The sequence below is a fragment of the Brevibacterium sp. ACRRH genome (assembly GCF_022346365.1).
GTDB classification, from domain to species: Bacteria; Actinomycetota; Actinomycetes; order Actinomycetales; family Brevibacteriaceae; genus Brevibacterium; species Brevibacterium paucivorans.
The window spans coordinates 12,839-29,193 of record NZ_JAKRMN010000007.1 but is presented as its reverse complement, the minus strand read 5'-3'; the positions used below and the strand labels follow the sequence as shown (position 1 = coordinate 29,193).

The window sequence follows — 16,355 nt, the reverse complement described above, 5'->3', positions numbered from 1 at the left end:
CTCATTCCCTTTCGTTGTCTGACAGTTTAATAAGTGAGAGCGCTGTGAACAGCGACTGGGCGTCAGTCACGTCAGCAAGTGCCTTTTCCGCGAGCTCTCGCGTACCCAGTTCTGGGTAGCGCATGGGAATGCGTACGTAGTCATGCCCCAGGTTGAGCACGATCGTGTCCCAGCTTGCCGATTCAACAAAGTCACCAAAACGCGACACCAAGGTTCCACGTAGCCATGCACGGGTATCTTCGGGCGGGTTCGTCACCGCACGTTCAACGGCCTCGGGCGTGGTTAGGCGACGGATCCTGCCCGATGCTTCGAGTTTGTAAAACAACCCTTTCTCCGGGCGCACATCGTGGTACTGCACGTCGATGAGCTGGAGCTTGGGGTGATCCCACGGCAGGTTCTGTTTACGCACATAACCCTGGAGCAACTGGTATTTCGCAACCCAGTCGATCGAATCAGCCAAGGACAACGGGTCGGACGCAAGGCCCTCAAGGAACCGCTCCCACTCAGCGACGACCTCGGCGGTGGCCTCACAGTCAGGATCCATGTGAGCCTTCACCGCGTCCAGGTACGCGCGTTGGATTTCCAACGCCGTCATCTCTCCTCCGCCTTCCAGCGGAAGGCCGGCAGACAGCCCGAGGTCGTGCGAGACCGTGTAAAGCGCCTCAACTGGGTCTTTCAACAAGATCTGAGGTGCCAGGCCACGTTCGATCAGCGCAAGTACCAAAGACGTGGCACCAAAGCGCACCAGGGTGGCGGGTTCCGCCAGCGTCGCATCACCAATGATGACGTGCAGACGTCGATATAGCCCGGGTTCAGCGTGTGGTTCGTCGCGCGTGTTAATAATGGGCCTGCGCAAGGTCGTCTCCAGTCCCACGCGCTCTTCGAAAAAGTCGGCGCGTGAAGAGATTTGGAAACCGGGGACGGACGCAGACTGCCCGATACCCACTCGGCCAGATCCGCACAGAATCTGACGGGTGACGAAGAAAGGTGTGAGCCCTTCGACGATCGAGTCGAACTCAACAGCCCGGTCCACCAGGTAGTTTTCGTGGGTGCCGTAGGAGGCACCCTTTGAGTCGGTGTTGTTCTTGTACAGGTTCACCGGCTGGTCGCTGGTGGCCAGATTGCGCACCGCTTCAAGCGCTACAAGGTCACCCGCCCGGTCATAGAGCACCACGTCACGCGGATACAGGCTTTCGGGGCTCGAATACTCCGGGTGCGCGTGGTCCACATAGAGTCGCGCCCCGTTTTCAGTCACTACATTTGCCAGGTACTGCGCTTCAGGTTGTGACTCCGGCAGATGCGTGAGTTGGGAAATGTGCGCGTCGTCGACGCTCATGAGAAAGCCACGGGCGTCGGCAAGGGGGCTTTCGGCGGAGAAGTCCCAGAAGTTCTGGCTAGATTTCAAACCCCGAGGTTGTGCGTACGCATCGACCACGCGCGCCGAATCGCGCATGGGGTTGGCTTTGGGGTTACCCGGTTGCCAGACACCGAACTCGGTCTCGGCACCCATTACACGCCGAACACTAATCACGTGAACCTCCCTGGCTCGCAACTACACTATGAGCGTGTCACGAAAATCAACGTCTCATCTTCTTATCACCCTAGTCACCGATGCCGTGCTCGTGTGTCTTTTTGCCGTCGTGGGCTACTACACACACGCCCAGAACCTGGAGTTCTCTGGGATTCTGCGCACCGCGTGGCCGTTTATGGCAGCGCTCGCGATCGCTTGGTTGGCCAACGCTGTGTGGACTGCTCCTCTTGCGCCACTTCGCACGGGCGTAGGGATCTGGGCGACAACGGTCTTGGTGGGAATGATCATCCGGATCATTCTGGGCGAAGGCACCGCCGGCCCGTTCATTCTGGTCGCCTCGGGCGTCAACCTTTTCACCTTGGTTGGCTGGCGTTTGCTGGCCAGCCAACTCGCGGGGAAAAGCGCCCGGTAGGTATCAGAACATCGACATGTGAGTGATCCGCTCACCCTTCTTTCCGGAAACCCGCGCCCACTCGTCGGGGTTCGACGTGTTGGGCAGGTCTTCGTGTTCACGGAATTCTTCGCGAATAGCCGTGTGGAGGTGCTCCCACGTGATACCGCGTTCGCCCGTTGACAACAGCGACTTAATTGCGTGTTTCTTGGCGCGGTCGACCACGTTGGAAATCATGGCACCGGAGATGAAGTCACCAAAGAACAACGTCTCTTTCTTCCCAGACACGTAGGTCACTTCGACGAATCGGTTTTCATCTGTGCGCGCGTACATGGTTTCTACGCACCGGTCTATGAGATCGTTCACGGCGTCCTGAGCCGTCGTGTCTACCGTGTGAATGGGCAGATCGGGAGTCAGATACTTGCTGAAAATATCCCTCGCGCCGTTTTCGTCAGGACGCTCGATACGGATTTTGACGTCGAGACGCCCTGGACGAAGGATCGCTGGGTCGATGAGGTCTTCGCGGTTCGACGCACCCACCACGATGACATTTTCGAGCTTTTCAACACCGTCGATTTCGGCCAACAGCTGAGGAACAACCGTGGTTTCGACGTCGGAGGACTTACCCGTTCCGCGGGTGCGGAAGAGCGATTCCATTTCGTCGAAGAACACCACGACCGGCGACCCCGCAGTTGCTTTTTCTCGCGCCCGAGCAAAAATCTGGCGGAGCTGACGTTCGGTTTCACCCACGAACTTATCCAGGAGCTCTGGCCCCTTGATGTTCAGGAAGTACGAGCGAGTGGAGGTATCTTTCCGGCGCTTGGCCAAGGAGTTTGCCACGGCCTTTGCAATGAGGGTTTTACCGCACCCAGGAGGGCCGTACAGCAGAATTCCCTTAGGCGGTTTGAGCCCGTGTTCCGTGTAGAGCTCCGGGTGTTCGAACGGCAGTTCAACAGCGTCCTGGATCTCTTCGATCTGGTGGTCCAATCCCCCAATGTCGCTGTAGGAAATATCCGGAACGGTTTCCAGTAGCAACTGGTTCGACTCAGGCTTTTCGATCTGTTCGAACGCGAATTGCGTTTTTGAGTCCACCAGCAGGTGGTCGCCGGGACGGATCGTGATCTCGCGCAGCGGGGTGGCCAGCGTGTAGATCTGTTCTTCGTCGTTCACCCCGCCCACCAGGACACGGTCGCCCAGAACTTCGCGTACGGCGACAACGGTTCCGGCGGCGTGGAAATCCAGCGCTTTGAGAACCACGAGCCCTTCAGACAGCAACACGGTCCGCCCGGGTTGCAGATCATCGGCAACCACCTCGGGCGCTACCGCCACCCGCATTTTGCGGCCGGCATAGTGAACGTCACAACGGAGGTTCTCACCGGGGACGGCCTGAATCACCGTGGCGTATGAGTTAGGCGGTTCCGTGAGAGCGTTCGCTTCTGCGCGAATACGTTCAAGCTCGTCACGCGCTTGGCGCAGGGTCTTCGTCAGGGCTTCATTTCGTTGCGCAGCGTTGAACAGTTGCTGGCGCAGCCCCGCAAGTTCCTTGCGCACTTTGGGCAATTCAGCTTCTGTCATGATTCCTCCTGACCAATAATCCCGGCTCGCTTTCCCGCTTCTCGCGCGGCTCTGCGGAGCTTCTTACCAGTAGTGTTAGGGATTCCCAGTGCCTCGTCGGTCACTTCGCCAGACTGCCACGCGTCAATGTCTTCTTGTGACGGCTGTTGTCCCTGCGGGCGCTTCTTCTTTTCAAGCGGCGTAGTGCCAGGTGCCAGACGGCGCGCGAATACCAGGAATCCTGTGTGCCCGATCATGCGGTGCTCAGGGCGAACGGCCAGCCCTTCTACGTGCCAATCACGCACTGTGCTCTCGAGCGCTCGCGGTTCGGTGTAGAGGCCGCTTTCTTTCAGAGCTTCCACCGTGCGCGACACCTGTGGCACCGTGGCCACGTAACACACGATTACACCTCCAGGGCGCAAAGCGTGCGAAACCGCGTCGATACACTCCCACGGTGCGAGCATGTCCAAGACAATCCGGTCGACTTCTCCGGTTTGGTAAGCATTGGGCAATTCGTGGGCGAGGTCGCCAATGCTGAGTTTCCATGCTGGGTGGGGACCGGCGAAAAAGTCTTCGATATTTCCCCGGGCGATTTGAGCGAACTCCTCGCGACGTTCAAAACTGTGAACCACGCCGGAGTCTCCCACAGCGCGCAAAAGAGCCAACGTGAGGGCACCAGAGCCCACTCCGGCTTCAACCACAGTGGCACCTGGGAAGATGTCACCAAGGGTGACAATGAGTGCTGCGTCTTTAGGGTAGATCACCGCTGCACCGCGAGGCATCGACAGCACAAAGTCCTCATACACAGGGCGGACTACTTGGTAGTCGACGCCTGCCGTGTTGGCGATGACCGTGCCTTCTGGCTGGCCAATCAGGTCGTCGTGAAAAAGTTGCCCCTTATGAGTGTGGAAAACATGGCCCGGTTGCAACATGATCGTGTGGAGCCGACCTTTGGGGTCGGTCAATTGCACTTTGTCGCCGGCACGTAAGTTTCCCCGGCGGTCTTGGGCTCCTGTCGCTTGTTCTGAAGTCACCCCATCAACTCTAGCGTGTCCTAGCAAGCGACCGCTGAGCTGTTCTATACGTGGAGCAATTCGTCGAAGAACTCCTGGAGGTCAATAACACCGGTAAGTGTGCTGTCTTTCATGACGAGGCAAAATTGTGCTTTGGGGCGGTGCGTGAGTGACTCCAGCAAGTGCGGAGCGGTAATGTCCCCCGGAACACCGATCCATCCGCCCAGCGGGTGGGCGTAGCTGTGTACCAGGTCATCGGAGGCGTTCTTGGTCACGATCGCTTGCGTTGCGGCGTGACGGTCGAGCAGTCCGTACGGCAGTCCCCGTTCGTTGAGGATCACCACAATCGTGGACGGACCGGCGACCGAATCTGCATATTCCAGGGTGGCATCGATGCTGGCGTTCCAAGAAGCCGCGATTGCAGGTTGGATGACCTTCTTCAGGTCGTAGGTTTCCATGCGCCGTGCGCGTTGCGCGTGTTTGGCAGCGTCAGCAGCGGAGAACCACAGCATGATGGCAATCGCCGAGGTCCAAATAATGGTGACGATGTCCGGTTTCCGGCCGGCGATCAGGGGTCCCACGAACGCACCCACGATGAAGAGCACTGCGATGACCCGACCGATGAGGGCGGCCATGATGGTGCCGGTGAACTGGGACCTCGTGATGCGCCAGATGAGAGCTTGGAGGGCCCAACCTCCGTCCAAAGGGATTCCGGGGAGGAGGTTGATGAAACCGAGTGCTGCGTTTGCGAACGTAAACGCTAAAAGCAAAAGCCACACGACCGAGCCCTGCTGGGTTGAAGTCATTCCCCACCAGCCCAGCGCAGCCAACCCGATGTTCACAAAGGGGCCAACGATCGAAATGATGAAACTGTGCGTGGCAGCCCTGGACGAGTTGTCGTCTGTACGAGGTTCAAAACGCGTGAACCCACCCCAAATGTTGAGTTCGATCGCAGCCACCTTCTGCCCAGTGAGCGTTCCTGCAATCGCGTGTGCGAGTTCGTGTAGGAACACTGAACTAAACAGCAGAACCGCATAGGTGAACGCGACAAACCATGCACCGATTCCCAAGTCGGGGCTAAAGTGACGCACCCACGGCGTGAACAGCATGGTGATGACGGCTGCAGCAACGAACCACGACCACGCCAGAATAATTGGGGTGCCTAAAAAACGGCCGATGATCAGGCCGTTCGATGCTCCCTGTTGTTTGGCGTGTGGCATGGCTTTATCCTAACGGCCCAACGGTCGCTGGGCGTGCTATTTCAGACCTGCGTGGCTCGATGTGGTTATTGTGGTTTTATGGCTGAACTCATTGCGCTTTCCCCCTCGCGGGCAAACGATTTTGTGTCGTGTCCCCTGAAGTTCCGCTTGCGAAGCGTGGACAAGATTCCAGAACCGCCGTCGGCAGTCGCGTTCAAAGGAACCCTTGTTCACGCGGTTCTTGAACAGCTATTCGATGTGCAGCCACATGAACGCACGCTCGATCACGCTAACACTCTCATCGAGCCCACGTATGCGTCACTTGCGCAGAAAAATTCCGACGTTTCAGATCTTTTCCCTCAGCAAACTGACCGCGACAAGCTCTTTACGGAGGCCGCGTCGCTTGTCCGCGCCTATTTCACGCTAGAGCTCCCTCAAAACCTCGAACCTGACGCTCGGGAAAAGTTCGTGCAAACAGAACTCCCGGGTGGCTTGAAGTTGCGCGGATTTATCGACCGAGTCGACCGCGCGTCTGGCGGTGAGGTACGTCTGGTGGACTACAAGACTGGCAAAGCTCCCAGACCGCAGTACTCTGGGGAAGCCGATTTTCAAATGCGCTTCTACGCGCTTGTCCACTACATGCTCACCGGTGAGATCGTTCACACACTTCAACTCATGTATCTAGGTTCCGGGCATGTGAAAGAACTCAAGCCCACTATGCAGGACATCGAGCGCACGTTTTTTCAAGTTGCAGATGTCTGGAACGACATCACCAACTGCGCTGAGTCGGGCAACTGGCGCCCCAAAAAGTCACCGTTGTGCAACTGGTGCTATTTCAAAACCATGTGCCCGGCCTGGGGCAATGAAGCACCTGAAGCGCCCCAGATTACGAACGTTGCAGTGGTTGAACCAGATTTCCCAAGGACTGCGCGTTAAGCCCGTTTAATGTTTGCACTAGAACGGCTCCGGGCTGTTCTTCCAAGGGCACGTGATTTGGGATGCCCACAGTCAAAGTGCCCGCTGCGATGGCGCTGGCCATTCCCGGTACCGAATCTTCCAACGCGATACACGCAGAGGGTGCCACGTCGAGAGCCGAGGCACCCGTCAGATAAGGCTCCGGGTCTGGTTTCCCTTTGGTGACCTCGTCGCCCGTAATCAGCGTTCGGAAAGTGCCTTCCGGCAGTCCGTCGACCACCGCCTGAGCCAGCGGGCGGTACGACATGGTCACAAGTGCCATGGGTACGTGCGCGTCCGCAAGTGAACCGATCAGTTCTTGTGCTCCCGGCCGAAACGGAATGCTTTCCCGTACCCGTTCTATAACACCGCGCAAAAGCGTCTTTACGACCTCGTCGGTGGCAAGTGGCAACCCGAATGACCGCATGATGTCGGCCGATGTGGTGAGTTCATTGCCCACCATGAGCATCGCTTGTTCATGCGTCCATTCGAGTCCGTGAGCCGCCATGAGTTCAGTCTCGGCAGCCATCCAGTACGGCTCTGTGTCGACAAGCGTTCCGTCCATGTCCCACAGAACAGCGTCGTAGTTGAGGCTCATACCAGTTTGATTCCTAGCAACGCATCGATCGCTTTCACAACGGCCTCCGATTCGCTTTCTGACGTGTTCTGGTCGCGTGCCGCCGCCCAGTCGTCGATGAGGGAAAGCGCGGTGGGGGTGTCTAGGTCATCGGCCAGGCATTCGCGGAGCTCGCGGATGACATCCTTCGAGACCACGTGGCTACCGCATTCGGCGGCGCGCTTCCACTGTTCTAAGCGTTCGGTCGCTTTAGCCAGGGCAGCGTCGTCGTACATCCAGTCGGACCGGTAGTGGTGGTCCAGAATCGTGAGTCGAATCGCCATGGGGTCAACACCCTGTTTGCGCAACTGTGACACCAGCACCAGGTTGCCCAGCGACTTGCTCATTTTTTCGCCTTCGTATCCCACCATTCCGGTGTGCATGTACGAATGCGAAAGTGGGGTGTCTAACCACGCGGCAGCGTGAGCCGCACCCATTTCGTGGTGCGGAAACACCAGGTCGTTGCCCCCACCTTGAACGTGCAGCGGCAGGCCCGCGTACTCCTGAGCGATAGCGGTACATTCGATGTGCCACCCTGGGCGTCCGGCTGGCAATCCGACCGGGGTCCACGACGGTTCGCCTTCGCGTTTTGCGCGCCACAGCAGTGGGTCTAGTGGGTTTTCTTTTCCTGGAACATCAGGGTCTCCCCCGCGTTCGGCGAAGTATTTGGCCATGGTGGCTTCGTCATAATGCGACACTGACCCGAAAGGTGGCGTGTACTTTGAATCGACCCTGAAGTACACGTCTCCGTTGTCCAAGCTGTATGCGAAACCCTTGTCAAGCAGTTCCACAACACTGCGCGCAACCAAGTCCATGGCTTCGACTGCACCGATGTAGTGCGTGGGCGGAATAACCCGCAATGCTTCCATGTCTGTGCGGAAGAGGTCAATCTGTTCGAGTGCGAGTTCTTGCCAGTCAACACCCGTTGCCTGGGCACGTTCCAACAGTGGGTCGTCAACGTCGGTGATGTTTTGCACGTAGGTGACAGTGTATCCCGCGTCGATCCACATTCGGTGAAGAATGTCGAACGCGACGTACGTAGATGCGTGGCCCAAGTGGGTGGCGTCATACGGGGTAATACCGCATACGTACAGTTTGGCTTCGTCTCCACGAACCAACTTGCGTAGTGGTCCTCGCGCGCTTGTGCAGTACACGGTAGGTGGATCGCATGATCGCACGAGGGCAGGAACATGTGGTGGCGTCCAAGATTTCACACAGCCAGCATAACGTTCGATCGAACTCCGTGCTCACCCGCAAGTTTTTTAGAGATTTTAGAGGGGTGGCCAGGGAATCGGCGTGCGGTTAACCGGCGGATACGGAAACGTCCCGGCGGACAACAAAGCGCGTGCTCGTTCGTGCAACGCATGTGTTTCGGTTTGGGTTGTTCCCAAGTCTTCCGCGGTAAGTTCCAGCGTGCGTTCGCACGCCTGAAGATGCCGAGGTGCCAGCCGGGTTCCAGCGAAACCCCATAGGACTGTGCGGAGTTTGGGTTCGGGGTGGAAGCTCAGACCGTTGTCGATAGCCCACAGAGTCGCTTCCTGCTCACCTGGCAGATACCCGTCTATCACGTGGCTTCCCTTACGGTCGGCGTTATTGGCCATAACATCGAACACAGCGATGTCGAAAAGGCGGTCGCGTAAATCGTGGCCCACAACGACCTCGGCGCCGTCAGTGTTGTACCCCCTAAAAACCGGGGCAACGTTATCAGGCACGTGGTCACTGGGCCACGCGTCGACAACCGGATCATCCCCTGCCGAATCTACAAACAGCTGAACCGATCCGGGGCCGTGAGGCAGATCCGAGCGCATGATGGTTTCGGGAACACAGCTAAGACCGCTCAGGTGGCTCAACCGGTAGGCGGCGACTTCGCGTCGGGCGAGCTCAGAAAAATCCTGCAAGAACGCCTCACCCTGGCTGGGTTTATAGACCGCTTTCAGTGCCACTCCCGTGGGCGGGGTGAGCACGATGAGGTACGTGTCGTTACTCGCCTCGGGAATCAGACCCAGAACCGTGGCCGGGCACGTGGCGATGTCTTGTTGGGCGCTCACTCAGCGAGCGACCCCGTTTGCGCGCGGACACACGTGGCCCTCGGGATCCAACGGAAGTGAACAGAACGGGCAGTCGGCACGGCCGGCGTTCACAACGAGTTCGGCGTGCCGGGCAAATTCACGAGCCTGGACAGCATCCAAGGTGACACGCAGAACGTCACGCTCGGTGTCTTCGTGAGGTTCCGCGCTAATCCCTGCTTCGCGGTCTGCTTCCGAAAGTTCGAAGCATTCGACCACCAGACGGTGAATGCGCGTGTCCCACCCCAGGCTCATGGTGCCGACGCGGAATTCCGCGTCAACGGGCATGGTCAGCCCCGAGTTGTCTACGTAGTCCGGAAGCGCAGAGACCGGGATGTTACTTTCGCCCACGCTTTTGGAACGCACCGTGTCAAGAAGTTCGTTGATGCGCTCCCCGAGCATCTCCACCTGCTCTTTTTCAAGCAAGACCGAGGTGATGGTGGAGTCGGAAACCGCTTGGAGATAAAAAGTACGACCCCCGGGCATGCCGACTGTGCCGGGAATGAAACGGTCGGGAGAATCGTGCTCAAATACGTGGCCGGACATATTCCTAGCCTACCGTTTTCGCGTATAAGATGGAGCCATGAGCCTCGAACCGGAAGTTGCATTAGAAGAGTTCCTCTCAGCAGTCCGCGCACACTTCTCTGCCGCAGCGCACCGCACCTCTGACACCGACGCCCGCGTCGAGGCCACGTACATGGCGCTCGCCGACGCTTTTGAAGTGTACGAAGACGCCTTGTACAACGCATTCGACGAAGTCACTCCACTTGAACTGTTCGACGACATAGAAGACGCAATCGCCGATGACGACGACGCGTACGACATGGACGACTTCGATGACGACCTCGACGATGATGACGACGACTACGACGAAGACGATGAGGATGACGACGAGGACGACCGCCGCTGACCTGTAGTCGCTCGGCGGTAGTCGCTTAGCTCGAAATCTGCGAAAGCGCGTCCCGAATTTCTGGTTCCAGAACTAGATCGGACTCCAGTAGCTCCGTTAACTGTCGAACCGCCCGTGGGGCCACGATCGAGCTGGACACGCCCAGTCCACGGTTCCACGCCAACGCAATATCGACGGGTCGCACGCCCAGCGCCTCGGCCGCTTTGCTCACCCCTTTGAGAATCGGCTCGTAATCCGGTCCCAGGTATGCGCCAACGTACTGTCGCAGATCGTGGGCTGCGCGGGAATCTGCGGGCGTTCCCGTTGCGTACCGGCCCGTGAGAACACCGCGCCCCAGGGCAGCCCCGGCGATAACGCCCATACCCATGTAGTCGCACGCCGGCACAATGTCGTCTTCAGCCGAACGGTTCACCAACGAAAGTTCGGTAAACGCGCACACAACGTCCACCTCGGCGCGCATGAGCGCAACCTGCCACGCTGTGTGGTGAGCAACAGCAACATAGCCGATCTCACCTCGGGCCTGTAGGTCACGCAAGGTCAGCGCGGTTTCAGTCAGCGGTGTGTGCGGATCGAAGGCGTCTACGATCACCAGGTCCACGCAGTCACGCCCCAGCGTCTGGCGCAGCCGTGCGACCTGCTCCGTGATGACGGCGCGGGAGTTGCTGATCTGCAGTTCGCCACCGATTGACTCGATCCCGACACGAGCAGCCACACGCAACGTGGAGGGAACTTTCATGGAACCGACAAGAGCGTGGGCGCTCGACGTACACGCAGACAGTTCAAGCAGCGTCCCACCAGCATCAACGTAGGCTGACATGAGCTCAAATGCCGTTTCCTGATCGACCCTGCTCCCCCACTCAAACGTCCCAAGAGTGAGGTCCGAAACAGTGAAACCAGACTGACCAACACGGTTGTGCAACATAAGTGTTGAGGTTACCGGAATTTTCGGAGTAGTGTAACGCCTGGTCGTGTAAGAAAAGGGGTGTTCATGGACTGGCTCGTCGCCATCATTATGGGAATTGTGCAGGGACTCACGGAGTTCCTACCCATCTCCTCGTCCGCGCACTTGCGTATAGTGGGCGAGTTCCTCATGCCGGGTCGCGAACCGGGTGCCTTCTTCACTGCGATCATCCAGATCGGTACTGAAACCGCTGTTCTGGTGTACTTCTGGAAAGACATCGTTCGGATCATTTCCAAGTGGTTCAAAGCCCTGGTGGGCAAGCACGACCGACGTGACCCCGACGTTCGCCTGGGCTGGCTCGTCATCATCGGGTCGATCCCAATTGGCGTGCTGGGCCTTCTGTTCCAGGACATGATCGAGACGACGTTCCGAAGCCTGTGGATCGTGGGCAGTATGCTCATCATCTTTGGTCTGCTGTTGGGCCTTGCCGACCGCGTGGGTCGCAAGGAGTACACGCTCGACAAAATGTCCTGGGGACAAGGTTTGCTCTACGGTGGCGCCCAAGCGTTGGCGCTCATTCCCGGCGTGTCGCGTTCGGGTGGAACGATCATGGCCGGGCGTTTCATGGGCTTTACGCGTGAAGCTGCCGCTCGCTATTCGTTCTTGCTTGCGATCCCAGCAGTGATGGCCTCCGGTCTGTACTCGCTGGCCAAGGCTGCCAACGAACCGCTCACCTTGGGATGGGGCCCCACGGCCGTTGCGACGATCGTGAGCTTTGGTGTGGGTTACGCGGTGATCGTTGGATTCCTCAAGTTCATTCAGACCAAGTCGTTCGCAGTGTTCGTGTGGTACCGCGTGGCCTTGGGTATCCTGATCTTCGTCCTGTTGGGCACAGGAGTTCTGAGCGCTTAAACGCCCGTGCTTTTAGCACTCGCCACCCAAAGTGGTGCCAGATATTCTGCTTCCGCCCAGGCTCAGCGTCATCGTCTGTCCCTGTACATGAAGCACGCAAAACTGGGCAGGCTGCACCCCAAAGCGTTGAAAGTTACTCAGTCCCGCGCCAACCGCATGAGCGACCATCGCTTTTATGACATCGCCGTGGGACACGATGAGTCCAGTTTGTCCCGGCCTGAGGTCGTTGATGAGTGACGTGAGTCCGTCCACTGCCCGGTTAAGGACGTGGGTCATCGCTTCACCGCCAGGGAACTCGAATGTGTGAGGTGACTGCTGGACCCGCTCCCAGTGTGCGCGTGTGCGCAGATCATCGAGGGCTAGACCGGACCATTCGCCGTAGTCGACTTCGTCGAACCGGCTGTCTGCTTCAATAGTGACGTCACTGCTCTGGGCGATTATTCGGTTTGAAGCAACAATGCGCGCAGTGTCCACGCACCGGTCGATCGTAGAGTGCCGGATCACATCGATGCCCGGGAGCTCTTGAGCTACCTTGGCCACCTGCTCACGACCTCGGTCAGTGAGCTCAACACCCGCAAGGCGACCAGCAAGAACGCGTTGCACGTTCGCTGTGCTTTCACCGTGGCGCAACAGTATGATCGTCACCATGGCTTAAGACTACGGAGGTTACACAGTGAGGGGCAACAGTTGGTTGGCTGTGAGCGGCGCGTTCATGGTCGGTGCAACGATCGCTGTGCAGGGCTTAGTCAACGGTGCTTTGGCCTCGAAAGTGGGAATCGGCGTTCTGGCCGCTACGGCGTCGTTCTCGATCGGCTTGGTTTTGATCTCGATCATCACGGCGTGTAGTCGTACTGCCCGCCGAGGTGTCGTCACCGTTGTGGGTTACCTGTTCTCGGGTTTGATTCCCTTTTGGTTGTTCTTGGGTGGTGTCGCAGGTGGCACCGTGGTCATCTCGCAAGCAGTCTCGGTCCCTGTCATTGGGGTGACGATTTTTACGACTTCCATCACTGCTGGTCAGTTGGTGGGTGGTCTGCTGGTCGATGCCACCCGGGTTCCCCCTGGCGGGAAGAAGAAGATTACCGTCCAACGAGTTGCAGGCGTACTCATTGTCATGGCCGGAGTCGCTGCCTCGGCGACCGGTTCCGCATCGTTGGGGTTCGCGTGGTGGTGGCCCCTCTTTCCCTTTGGAGTGGGCACCCTGGTTGCGCTTCAGCAGGCCGTCAACGGGCGCATCCGAGTCATTAGTGGATCCACCCTGGCGGCGACGTTTATTAACTTCGCGGTGGGTACGTCGTACTTGGGCCTGTTTTCAATCGCGCTAGTGTCGATTGGTTATTCGTGGACTGCTCTGCCGCAGACGCACGAAATGTGGATGCTCACCGGCGGGATCCTGGGTGTTTTTGTGATCGGAATGTCGGCGTTTGTGGTCCAGGGTTTAGGTGTGCTCACCATGACCATCATTACCCTTCTTGGGAATATGACGGCATCGGTTGTCATCGATATTGCGACGGGACACGCCCAAACTGCCTTAAGCCCGCTTACCCTGCTGTCGCTGGGTTTAGTGACTACCGGCAGTCTGGTCGTGTCTACTGCACGGACTAAGCCGAAACCATAAACCTCACAAGAGTACGTGCGCCGAAGTCCAAGGCTTCCAGGGGAACGCGCTCGTCGACACCGTGGAACATAGCTGGGAAGTCCAAGTCGCCTGTCAGTTTGAGCGGAGCAAAGCCATAGCCCGTAATGCCAAGTTCGGACAATGCCTTGTTGTCGGTTCCACCAGACAGCGTGTACGGCAAAACCGTGGCGCCAGGATCTTCGGCTTCAATCGCCTCTTTCATCCGATCGACCAAGTCACCCTCAAACGGCGTTTCAAGCGACACACCCGAAATGACTTGCTCGACCACAACATCGGGTCCAGCCAGTTCCTTCAAGGTCAAAAGTGCGTCTTCATTGCGCCCGGGCAAAGGACGGCAGTCGATGAGTGCCGATGCCTGACCAGGAATCACGTTGTGCTTGTACCCAGCGTCAAGCGCAGTAGGGTTTGCTGTGGTCTGAAAGGTCGCCCCAACGAACTTCAAAGCTGAGCCCAGCTCTGCAAGAAGCTTGTCGCGGTTAGCTTCCGTGTTCTCAATGCCTGTCAGTTCGGATACACCAGCAAGAAGTTCACGGGTTGCGGCAGGGGGTTCGGTAGGCCACTCGTGCTCACCGATACGGGCAACCGCGGCCGCCAACTTCACCACCGGGTTGTCGTTGTTAATCTGCGAACCGTGCCCCGCATTACCGTGGGCTGTCAGGCGGACCCACTCCATTCCCTTCTCGGCAGTTTGTACTAAGTACGCACGCTGCCCGCGAATATCAACCGAGTATCCACCCACCTCGGAGATGGCTTCAGAGGCACCTTCAAACACCTCGGGGTGGTTCTTCACAACCCAGTGCGAACCGTAAGTGGAACCAGCTTCTTCATCAGCGAAGAACGCGATGATCAGATCGCGGTCCGGCTGAACGTTGTTACGCACCAGAGCGCGAACACCGGCAACGATCATGGCGTCCATATCCTTCATGTCAACCGCACCGCGACCCCACACGCACCCGTCTTTAATGACCGCTTCGAACGGGTCGACGCTCCATTCGGACGCGTCAGCAGGAACAACGTCTGTGTGGCCGTGGACAACCAACGCCGGGCGGTCCGGGTTCTTCCCCGGGATTCTCGCAAACAGGTTGGCCCGCCCCCGAGCGGACTCGAAAATCTGGGACTCGACGCCCACCTCGGCGAGCTTTTCGGCAATATAGTCCGCGGCAATGCGTTCAGGGTTCGCCTTTCCTTCGCCCCAGTTCTGGGTGTCAAAACGGATCAGGTCCTGGCACAGCTGCACGACCTCTGACGCCGCCTCATCGCACACTTTGTCTAACGCGCTCATAAAAACTCCTTTCCCCAAATCAGTGTAGGAGCGTAACGCCAAACACGTTGATGTGTTCGTGGTTTGAACAAACTTCATGTTCTCTTCACCCCAGTTCACCTGTCACCAGCGATGACACAAGCGCGCAAACGCTAAGCTGAAAGAACGCGTATTTTGCCAAAGGAGAATCCGAGTGAAGATTATCGTTTTCGGTGGAGACGGCTTCTGTGGCTGGCCCACCGTTTTGCACCTGTCTCAGCGTGGCCACGACGTCATGATTGTCGACAATCTGTCTCGTCGCAGAATTGACGATGAACTCGGAGCACAGTCCCTCACCCCTATTGCTTCGATTGACGAACGCATCGACGCGTGGGAAGAAATCTCTGGCAACAAGCTTCAGTTCCGCAACTTCAACGTAGCAACCCAGCCGGATCAGCTGCTGGAGACGCTGGTTGAGTTTGCGCCGGACACGGTCATTCACTTTGCACAACAGCGGTCCGCCCCTTATTCCATGAAGCGGCCTGAAAACAAGCGTTACACGGTGGACAACAACGTGAACGCCACCAACAACTTGCTCACCGCGATTGTCGAATCGGGTCTGGACATCCACCTGGTACACCTGGGAACCATGGGCGTGTACGGTTACGGAACCGCCGGCATGAAGATCCCGGAAGGTTACCTCGACGTGGAGGTACCCAACGAAGAAACCGGTGAGAACGTTCACCAGCAGATCCTCTACCCCACGAACCCTGGCTCCATCTACCACATGACCAAGGTTCTGGATCAGCACTTGTTCGCGTACTACGCCAAGAACGACGCGCTGCGTATCACCGACCTCCACCAGGGAATTGTGTGGGGCACCAATACGGAAGAAACGCGTAGCGACGAACGTCTCATCAACCGGTTCGACTACGACGGAGACTACGGGACCGTCCTCAACCGGTTCCTCATGCAAGCGGCCGTCGGCTACCCGCTCACGGTCCACGGAACCGGGGGCCAGACGCGCGCGTTCATCCACATCCAAGACACCGTGCGTTGCATTGAAATCGCAGTCAACAACCCACCGGCATCTGGCGATCGCGTCAAGATCTTCAACCAGATGACCGAAACGCACCGCGTGCGCGACCTCGCCAAGCTCATTTGCTCGATCACCGACGCCCGCATGGAGCTCGTGAACAACCCGCGCCACGAGTCCGCCGAGAACGACTTGCACGTCAAGAACGACACGTTCTTAGACCTCGGTCTGGAGCCCACCACGTTGTCAGAAGGCCTTCTGCTGGAGGTTGAAGAAACCGCCAAGCGTTACGCAGACCGCGCTGATATGTCGAAGATTCCAGCCCGGTCGCTGTGGACCAAGAATCAGTCCGCCGGAGTGCCCACCGACGCTCCTGTAGTCGGCTAACTGTCACGG

17 protein-coding genes are annotated in these 16,355 nt (G+C 58.1%); 6 read left to right on the top strand and 11 right to left on the bottom strand.

Going from position 1 to position 16,355, the window contains the following annotated elements; genetic code table 11:
* Position 1 precedes the first annotated feature (1 nt).
* Positions 2-1,531, bottom strand: coding sequence for a depupylase/deamidase Dop (gene dop, locus MHX53_RS08230; protein WP_239272125.1), 1,530 nt, complete (start codon positions 1,529-1,531; stop codon positions 2-4).
* Positions 1,532-1,559: 28 nt separating this feature from the next.
* On the opposite strand from dop, the gene MHX53_RS08225 reads away from it, so the two are divergent.
* A complete protein-coding gene (locus MHX53_RS08225) occupies positions 1,560-1,943 on the top strand; it encodes a DUF3054 domain-containing protein (protein WP_239272123.1) in 384 nt (127 codons plus the stop codon).
* A 3-nt stretch (positions 1,944-1,946) separates the two neighbouring features.
* On the opposite strand, the gene arc is transcribed toward MHX53_RS08225, so the two are convergent.
* Genes arc through MHX53_RS08210 form a run of 3 tightly spaced genes read right to left on the bottom strand, consistent with a single transcriptional unit; the run spans position 1,947 to position 5,709 of the window.
* Positions 1,947-3,497: a proteasome ATPase gene (gene arc / locus MHX53_RS08220; protein ID WP_239272121.1), complete on the bottom strand. Its 1,551-nt coding sequence runs from the start codon at positions 3,495-3,497 to the stop codon at positions 1,947-1,949.
* The gene (locus MHX53_RS08215; protein WP_239272119.1) at positions 3,494-4,510 is read right to left on the bottom strand and encodes a tRNA (adenine-N1)-methyltransferase; all 1,017 of its coding nucleotides are present in this window, start codon (positions 4,508-4,510) and stop codon (positions 3,494-3,496) included. Before MHX53_RS08215 ends, arc begins: the two co-directional genes overlap by 4 nt.
* Before the next feature lie 44 nt (positions 4,511-4,554).
* The gene (locus MHX53_RS08210; protein ID WP_204514371.1) at positions 4,555-5,709 is read right to left on the bottom strand and encodes a site-2 protease family protein; all 1,155 of its coding nucleotides are present in this window, start codon (positions 5,707-5,709) and stop codon (positions 4,555-4,557) included.
* 78 nt (positions 5,710-5,787) lie between these two features.
* On the opposite strand from MHX53_RS08210, the gene MHX53_RS08205 reads away from it, so the two are divergent.
* Positions 5,788-6,624 carry a PD-(D/E)XK nuclease family protein gene (locus tag MHX53_RS08205; RefSeq protein WP_239272117.1) on the top strand — a complete coding sequence of 279 codons (837 nt, stop codon included), beginning with the start codon at positions 5,788-5,790 and terminating at the stop codon, positions 6,622-6,624.
* Here the strand turns inward: MHX53_RS08205 and MHX53_RS08200 are convergent.
* From MHX53_RS08200 to MHX53_RS08185, 4 genes are read right to left on the bottom strand one after another with little or no spacing between them, the layout of a single operon-like run.
* Positions 6,575-7,240, bottom strand: coding sequence for an HAD family phosphatase (locus tag MHX53_RS08200; protein WP_239272115.1), 666 nt, complete (start codon positions 7,238-7,240; stop codon positions 6,575-6,577). The two genes, MHX53_RS08205 and MHX53_RS08200, sit on opposite strands and share 50 nt — an antisense overlap.
* On the bottom strand, positions 7,237-8,472 hold the full coding sequence (mshC, locus tag MHX53_RS08195; RefSeq protein ID WP_239272113.1) for a cysteine--1-D-myo-inosityl 2-amino-2-deoxy-alpha-D-glucopyranoside ligase: 1,236 nt from the start codon (positions 8,470-8,472) through the stop codon (positions 7,237-7,239). The genes MHX53_RS08200 and mshC overlap by 4 nt, the downstream gene beginning before the upstream one ends.
* 57 nt (positions 8,473-8,529) lie before the next feature.
* On the bottom strand, positions 8,530-9,306 hold the full coding sequence (locus MHX53_RS08190; protein ID WP_239272111.1) for an SCO1664 family protein: 777 nt from the start codon (positions 9,304-9,306) through the stop codon (positions 8,530-8,532).
* Positions 9,307-9,870, bottom strand: a complete 564-nt coding sequence (locus MHX53_RS08185; RefSeq protein ID WP_204514376.1) for a DUF3090 domain-containing protein — start codon at positions 9,868-9,870, stop codon at positions 9,307-9,309.
* Between the two features lie 37 nt (positions 9,871-9,907).
* Between MHX53_RS08185 and MHX53_RS08180 the strand changes: the two genes are divergently transcribed.
* Positions 9,908-10,234: a hypothetical protein gene (locus tag MHX53_RS08180; protein ID WP_239272109.1), complete on the top strand. Its 327-nt coding sequence runs from the start codon at positions 9,908-9,910 to the stop codon at positions 10,232-10,234.
* 25 nt (positions 10,235-10,259) lie between these two features.
* On the opposite strand, the gene MHX53_RS08175 is transcribed toward MHX53_RS08180, so the two are convergent.
* The gene (locus tag MHX53_RS08175) at positions 10,260-11,156 is read right to left on the bottom strand and encodes an aldo/keto reductase (protein ID WP_239272107.1); all 897 of its coding nucleotides are present in this window, start codon (positions 11,154-11,156) and stop codon (positions 10,260-10,262) included.
* 66 nt (positions 11,157-11,222) lie between these two features.
* Here MHX53_RS08175 and MHX53_RS08170 point away from each other — a divergent pair, with 66 nt between their 5' ends.
* Complete coding sequence (locus tag MHX53_RS08170; protein ID WP_005884699.1) at positions 11,223-12,047, top strand: undecaprenyl-diphosphate phosphatase; 825 nt, start codon at positions 11,223-11,225, stop codon at positions 12,045-12,047.
* 12 nt (positions 12,048-12,059) lie between these two features.
* Here the strand turns inward: MHX53_RS08170 and MHX53_RS08165 are convergent, their stop codons facing one another.
* The gene (locus MHX53_RS08165; RefSeq protein ID WP_239272105.1) at positions 12,060-12,695 is read right to left on the bottom strand and encodes a histidine phosphatase family protein; all 636 of its coding nucleotides are present in this window, start codon (positions 12,693-12,695) and stop codon (positions 12,060-12,062) included.
* A 49-nt stretch (positions 12,696-12,744) separates the two neighbouring features.
* Here MHX53_RS08165 and MHX53_RS08160 point away from each other — a divergent pair, with 49 nt between their 5' ends.
* Positions 12,745-13,662 carry a DMT family transporter gene (locus MHX53_RS08160; protein ID WP_239272103.1) on the top strand — a complete coding sequence of 306 codons (918 nt, stop codon included), beginning with the start codon at positions 12,745-12,747 and terminating at the stop codon, positions 13,660-13,662.
* On the opposite strand, the gene MHX53_RS08155 is transcribed toward MHX53_RS08160, so the two are convergent.
* Complete coding sequence (locus MHX53_RS08155; protein WP_239272101.1) at positions 13,646-14,965, bottom strand: M20/M25/M40 family metallo-hydrolase; 1,320 nt, start codon at positions 14,963-14,965, stop codon at positions 13,646-13,648. The genes MHX53_RS08160 and MHX53_RS08155 overlap by 17 nt on opposite strands.
* Positions 14,966-15,137: 172 nt before the next feature.
* Here MHX53_RS08155 and MHX53_RS08150 point away from each other — a divergent pair, with 172 nt between their 5' ends.
* A complete protein-coding gene (locus tag MHX53_RS08150; protein ID WP_239272099.1) occupies positions 15,138-16,346 on the top strand; it encodes an NAD-dependent epimerase/dehydratase family protein in 1,209 nt (402 codons plus the stop codon).
* Positions 16,347-16,355: the final 9 nt, after the last annotated feature.

Coding starts and splice junctions, on each gene's coding strand:
- MHX53_RS08165 (WP_239272105.1), bottom strand. CDS start 12,695: ATGGTGACGATCATACTGTTGCGCCACGGTGAAAGCACAGCGAACGTG.
- MHX53_RS08185 (WP_204514376.1), bottom strand. CDS start 9,870: ATGTCCGGCCACGTATTTGAGCACGATTCTCCCGACCGTTTCATTCCC.
- MHX53_RS08155 (WP_239272101.1), bottom strand. CDS start 14,965: ATGAGCGCGTTAGACAAAGTGTGCGATGAGGCGGCGTCAGAGGTCGTG.
- MHX53_RS08225 (WP_239272123.1), top strand. CDS start 1,560: ATGAGCGTGTCACGAAAATCAACGTCTCATCTTCTTATCACCCTAGTC.
- MHX53_RS08170 (WP_005884699.1), top strand. CDS start 11,223: ATGGACTGGCTCGTCGCCATCATTATGGGAATTGTGCAGGGACTCACG.
- MHX53_RS08200 (WP_239272115.1), bottom strand. CDS start 7,240: ATGAGCCTCAACTACGACGCTGTTCTGTGGGACATGGACGGAACGCTT.
- MHX53_RS08210 (WP_204514371.1), bottom strand. CDS start 5,709: ATGCCACACGCCAAACAACAGGGAGCATCGAACGGCCTGATCATCGGC.
- MHX53_RS08175 (WP_239272107.1), bottom strand. CDS start 11,156: ATGTTGCACAACCGTGTTGGTCAGTCTGGTTTCACTGTTTCGGACCTC.
- MHX53_RS08180 (WP_239272109.1), top strand. CDS start 9,908: ATGAGCCTCGAACCGGAAGTTGCATTAGAAGAGTTCCTCTCAGCAGTC.
- arc (WP_239272121.1), bottom strand. CDS start 3,497: ATGACAGAAGCTGAATTGCCCAAAGTGCGCAAGGAACTTGCGGGGCTG.
- MHX53_RS08205 (WP_239272117.1), top strand. CDS start 5,788: ATGGCTGAACTCATTGCGCTTTCCCCCTCGCGGGCAAACGATTTTGTG.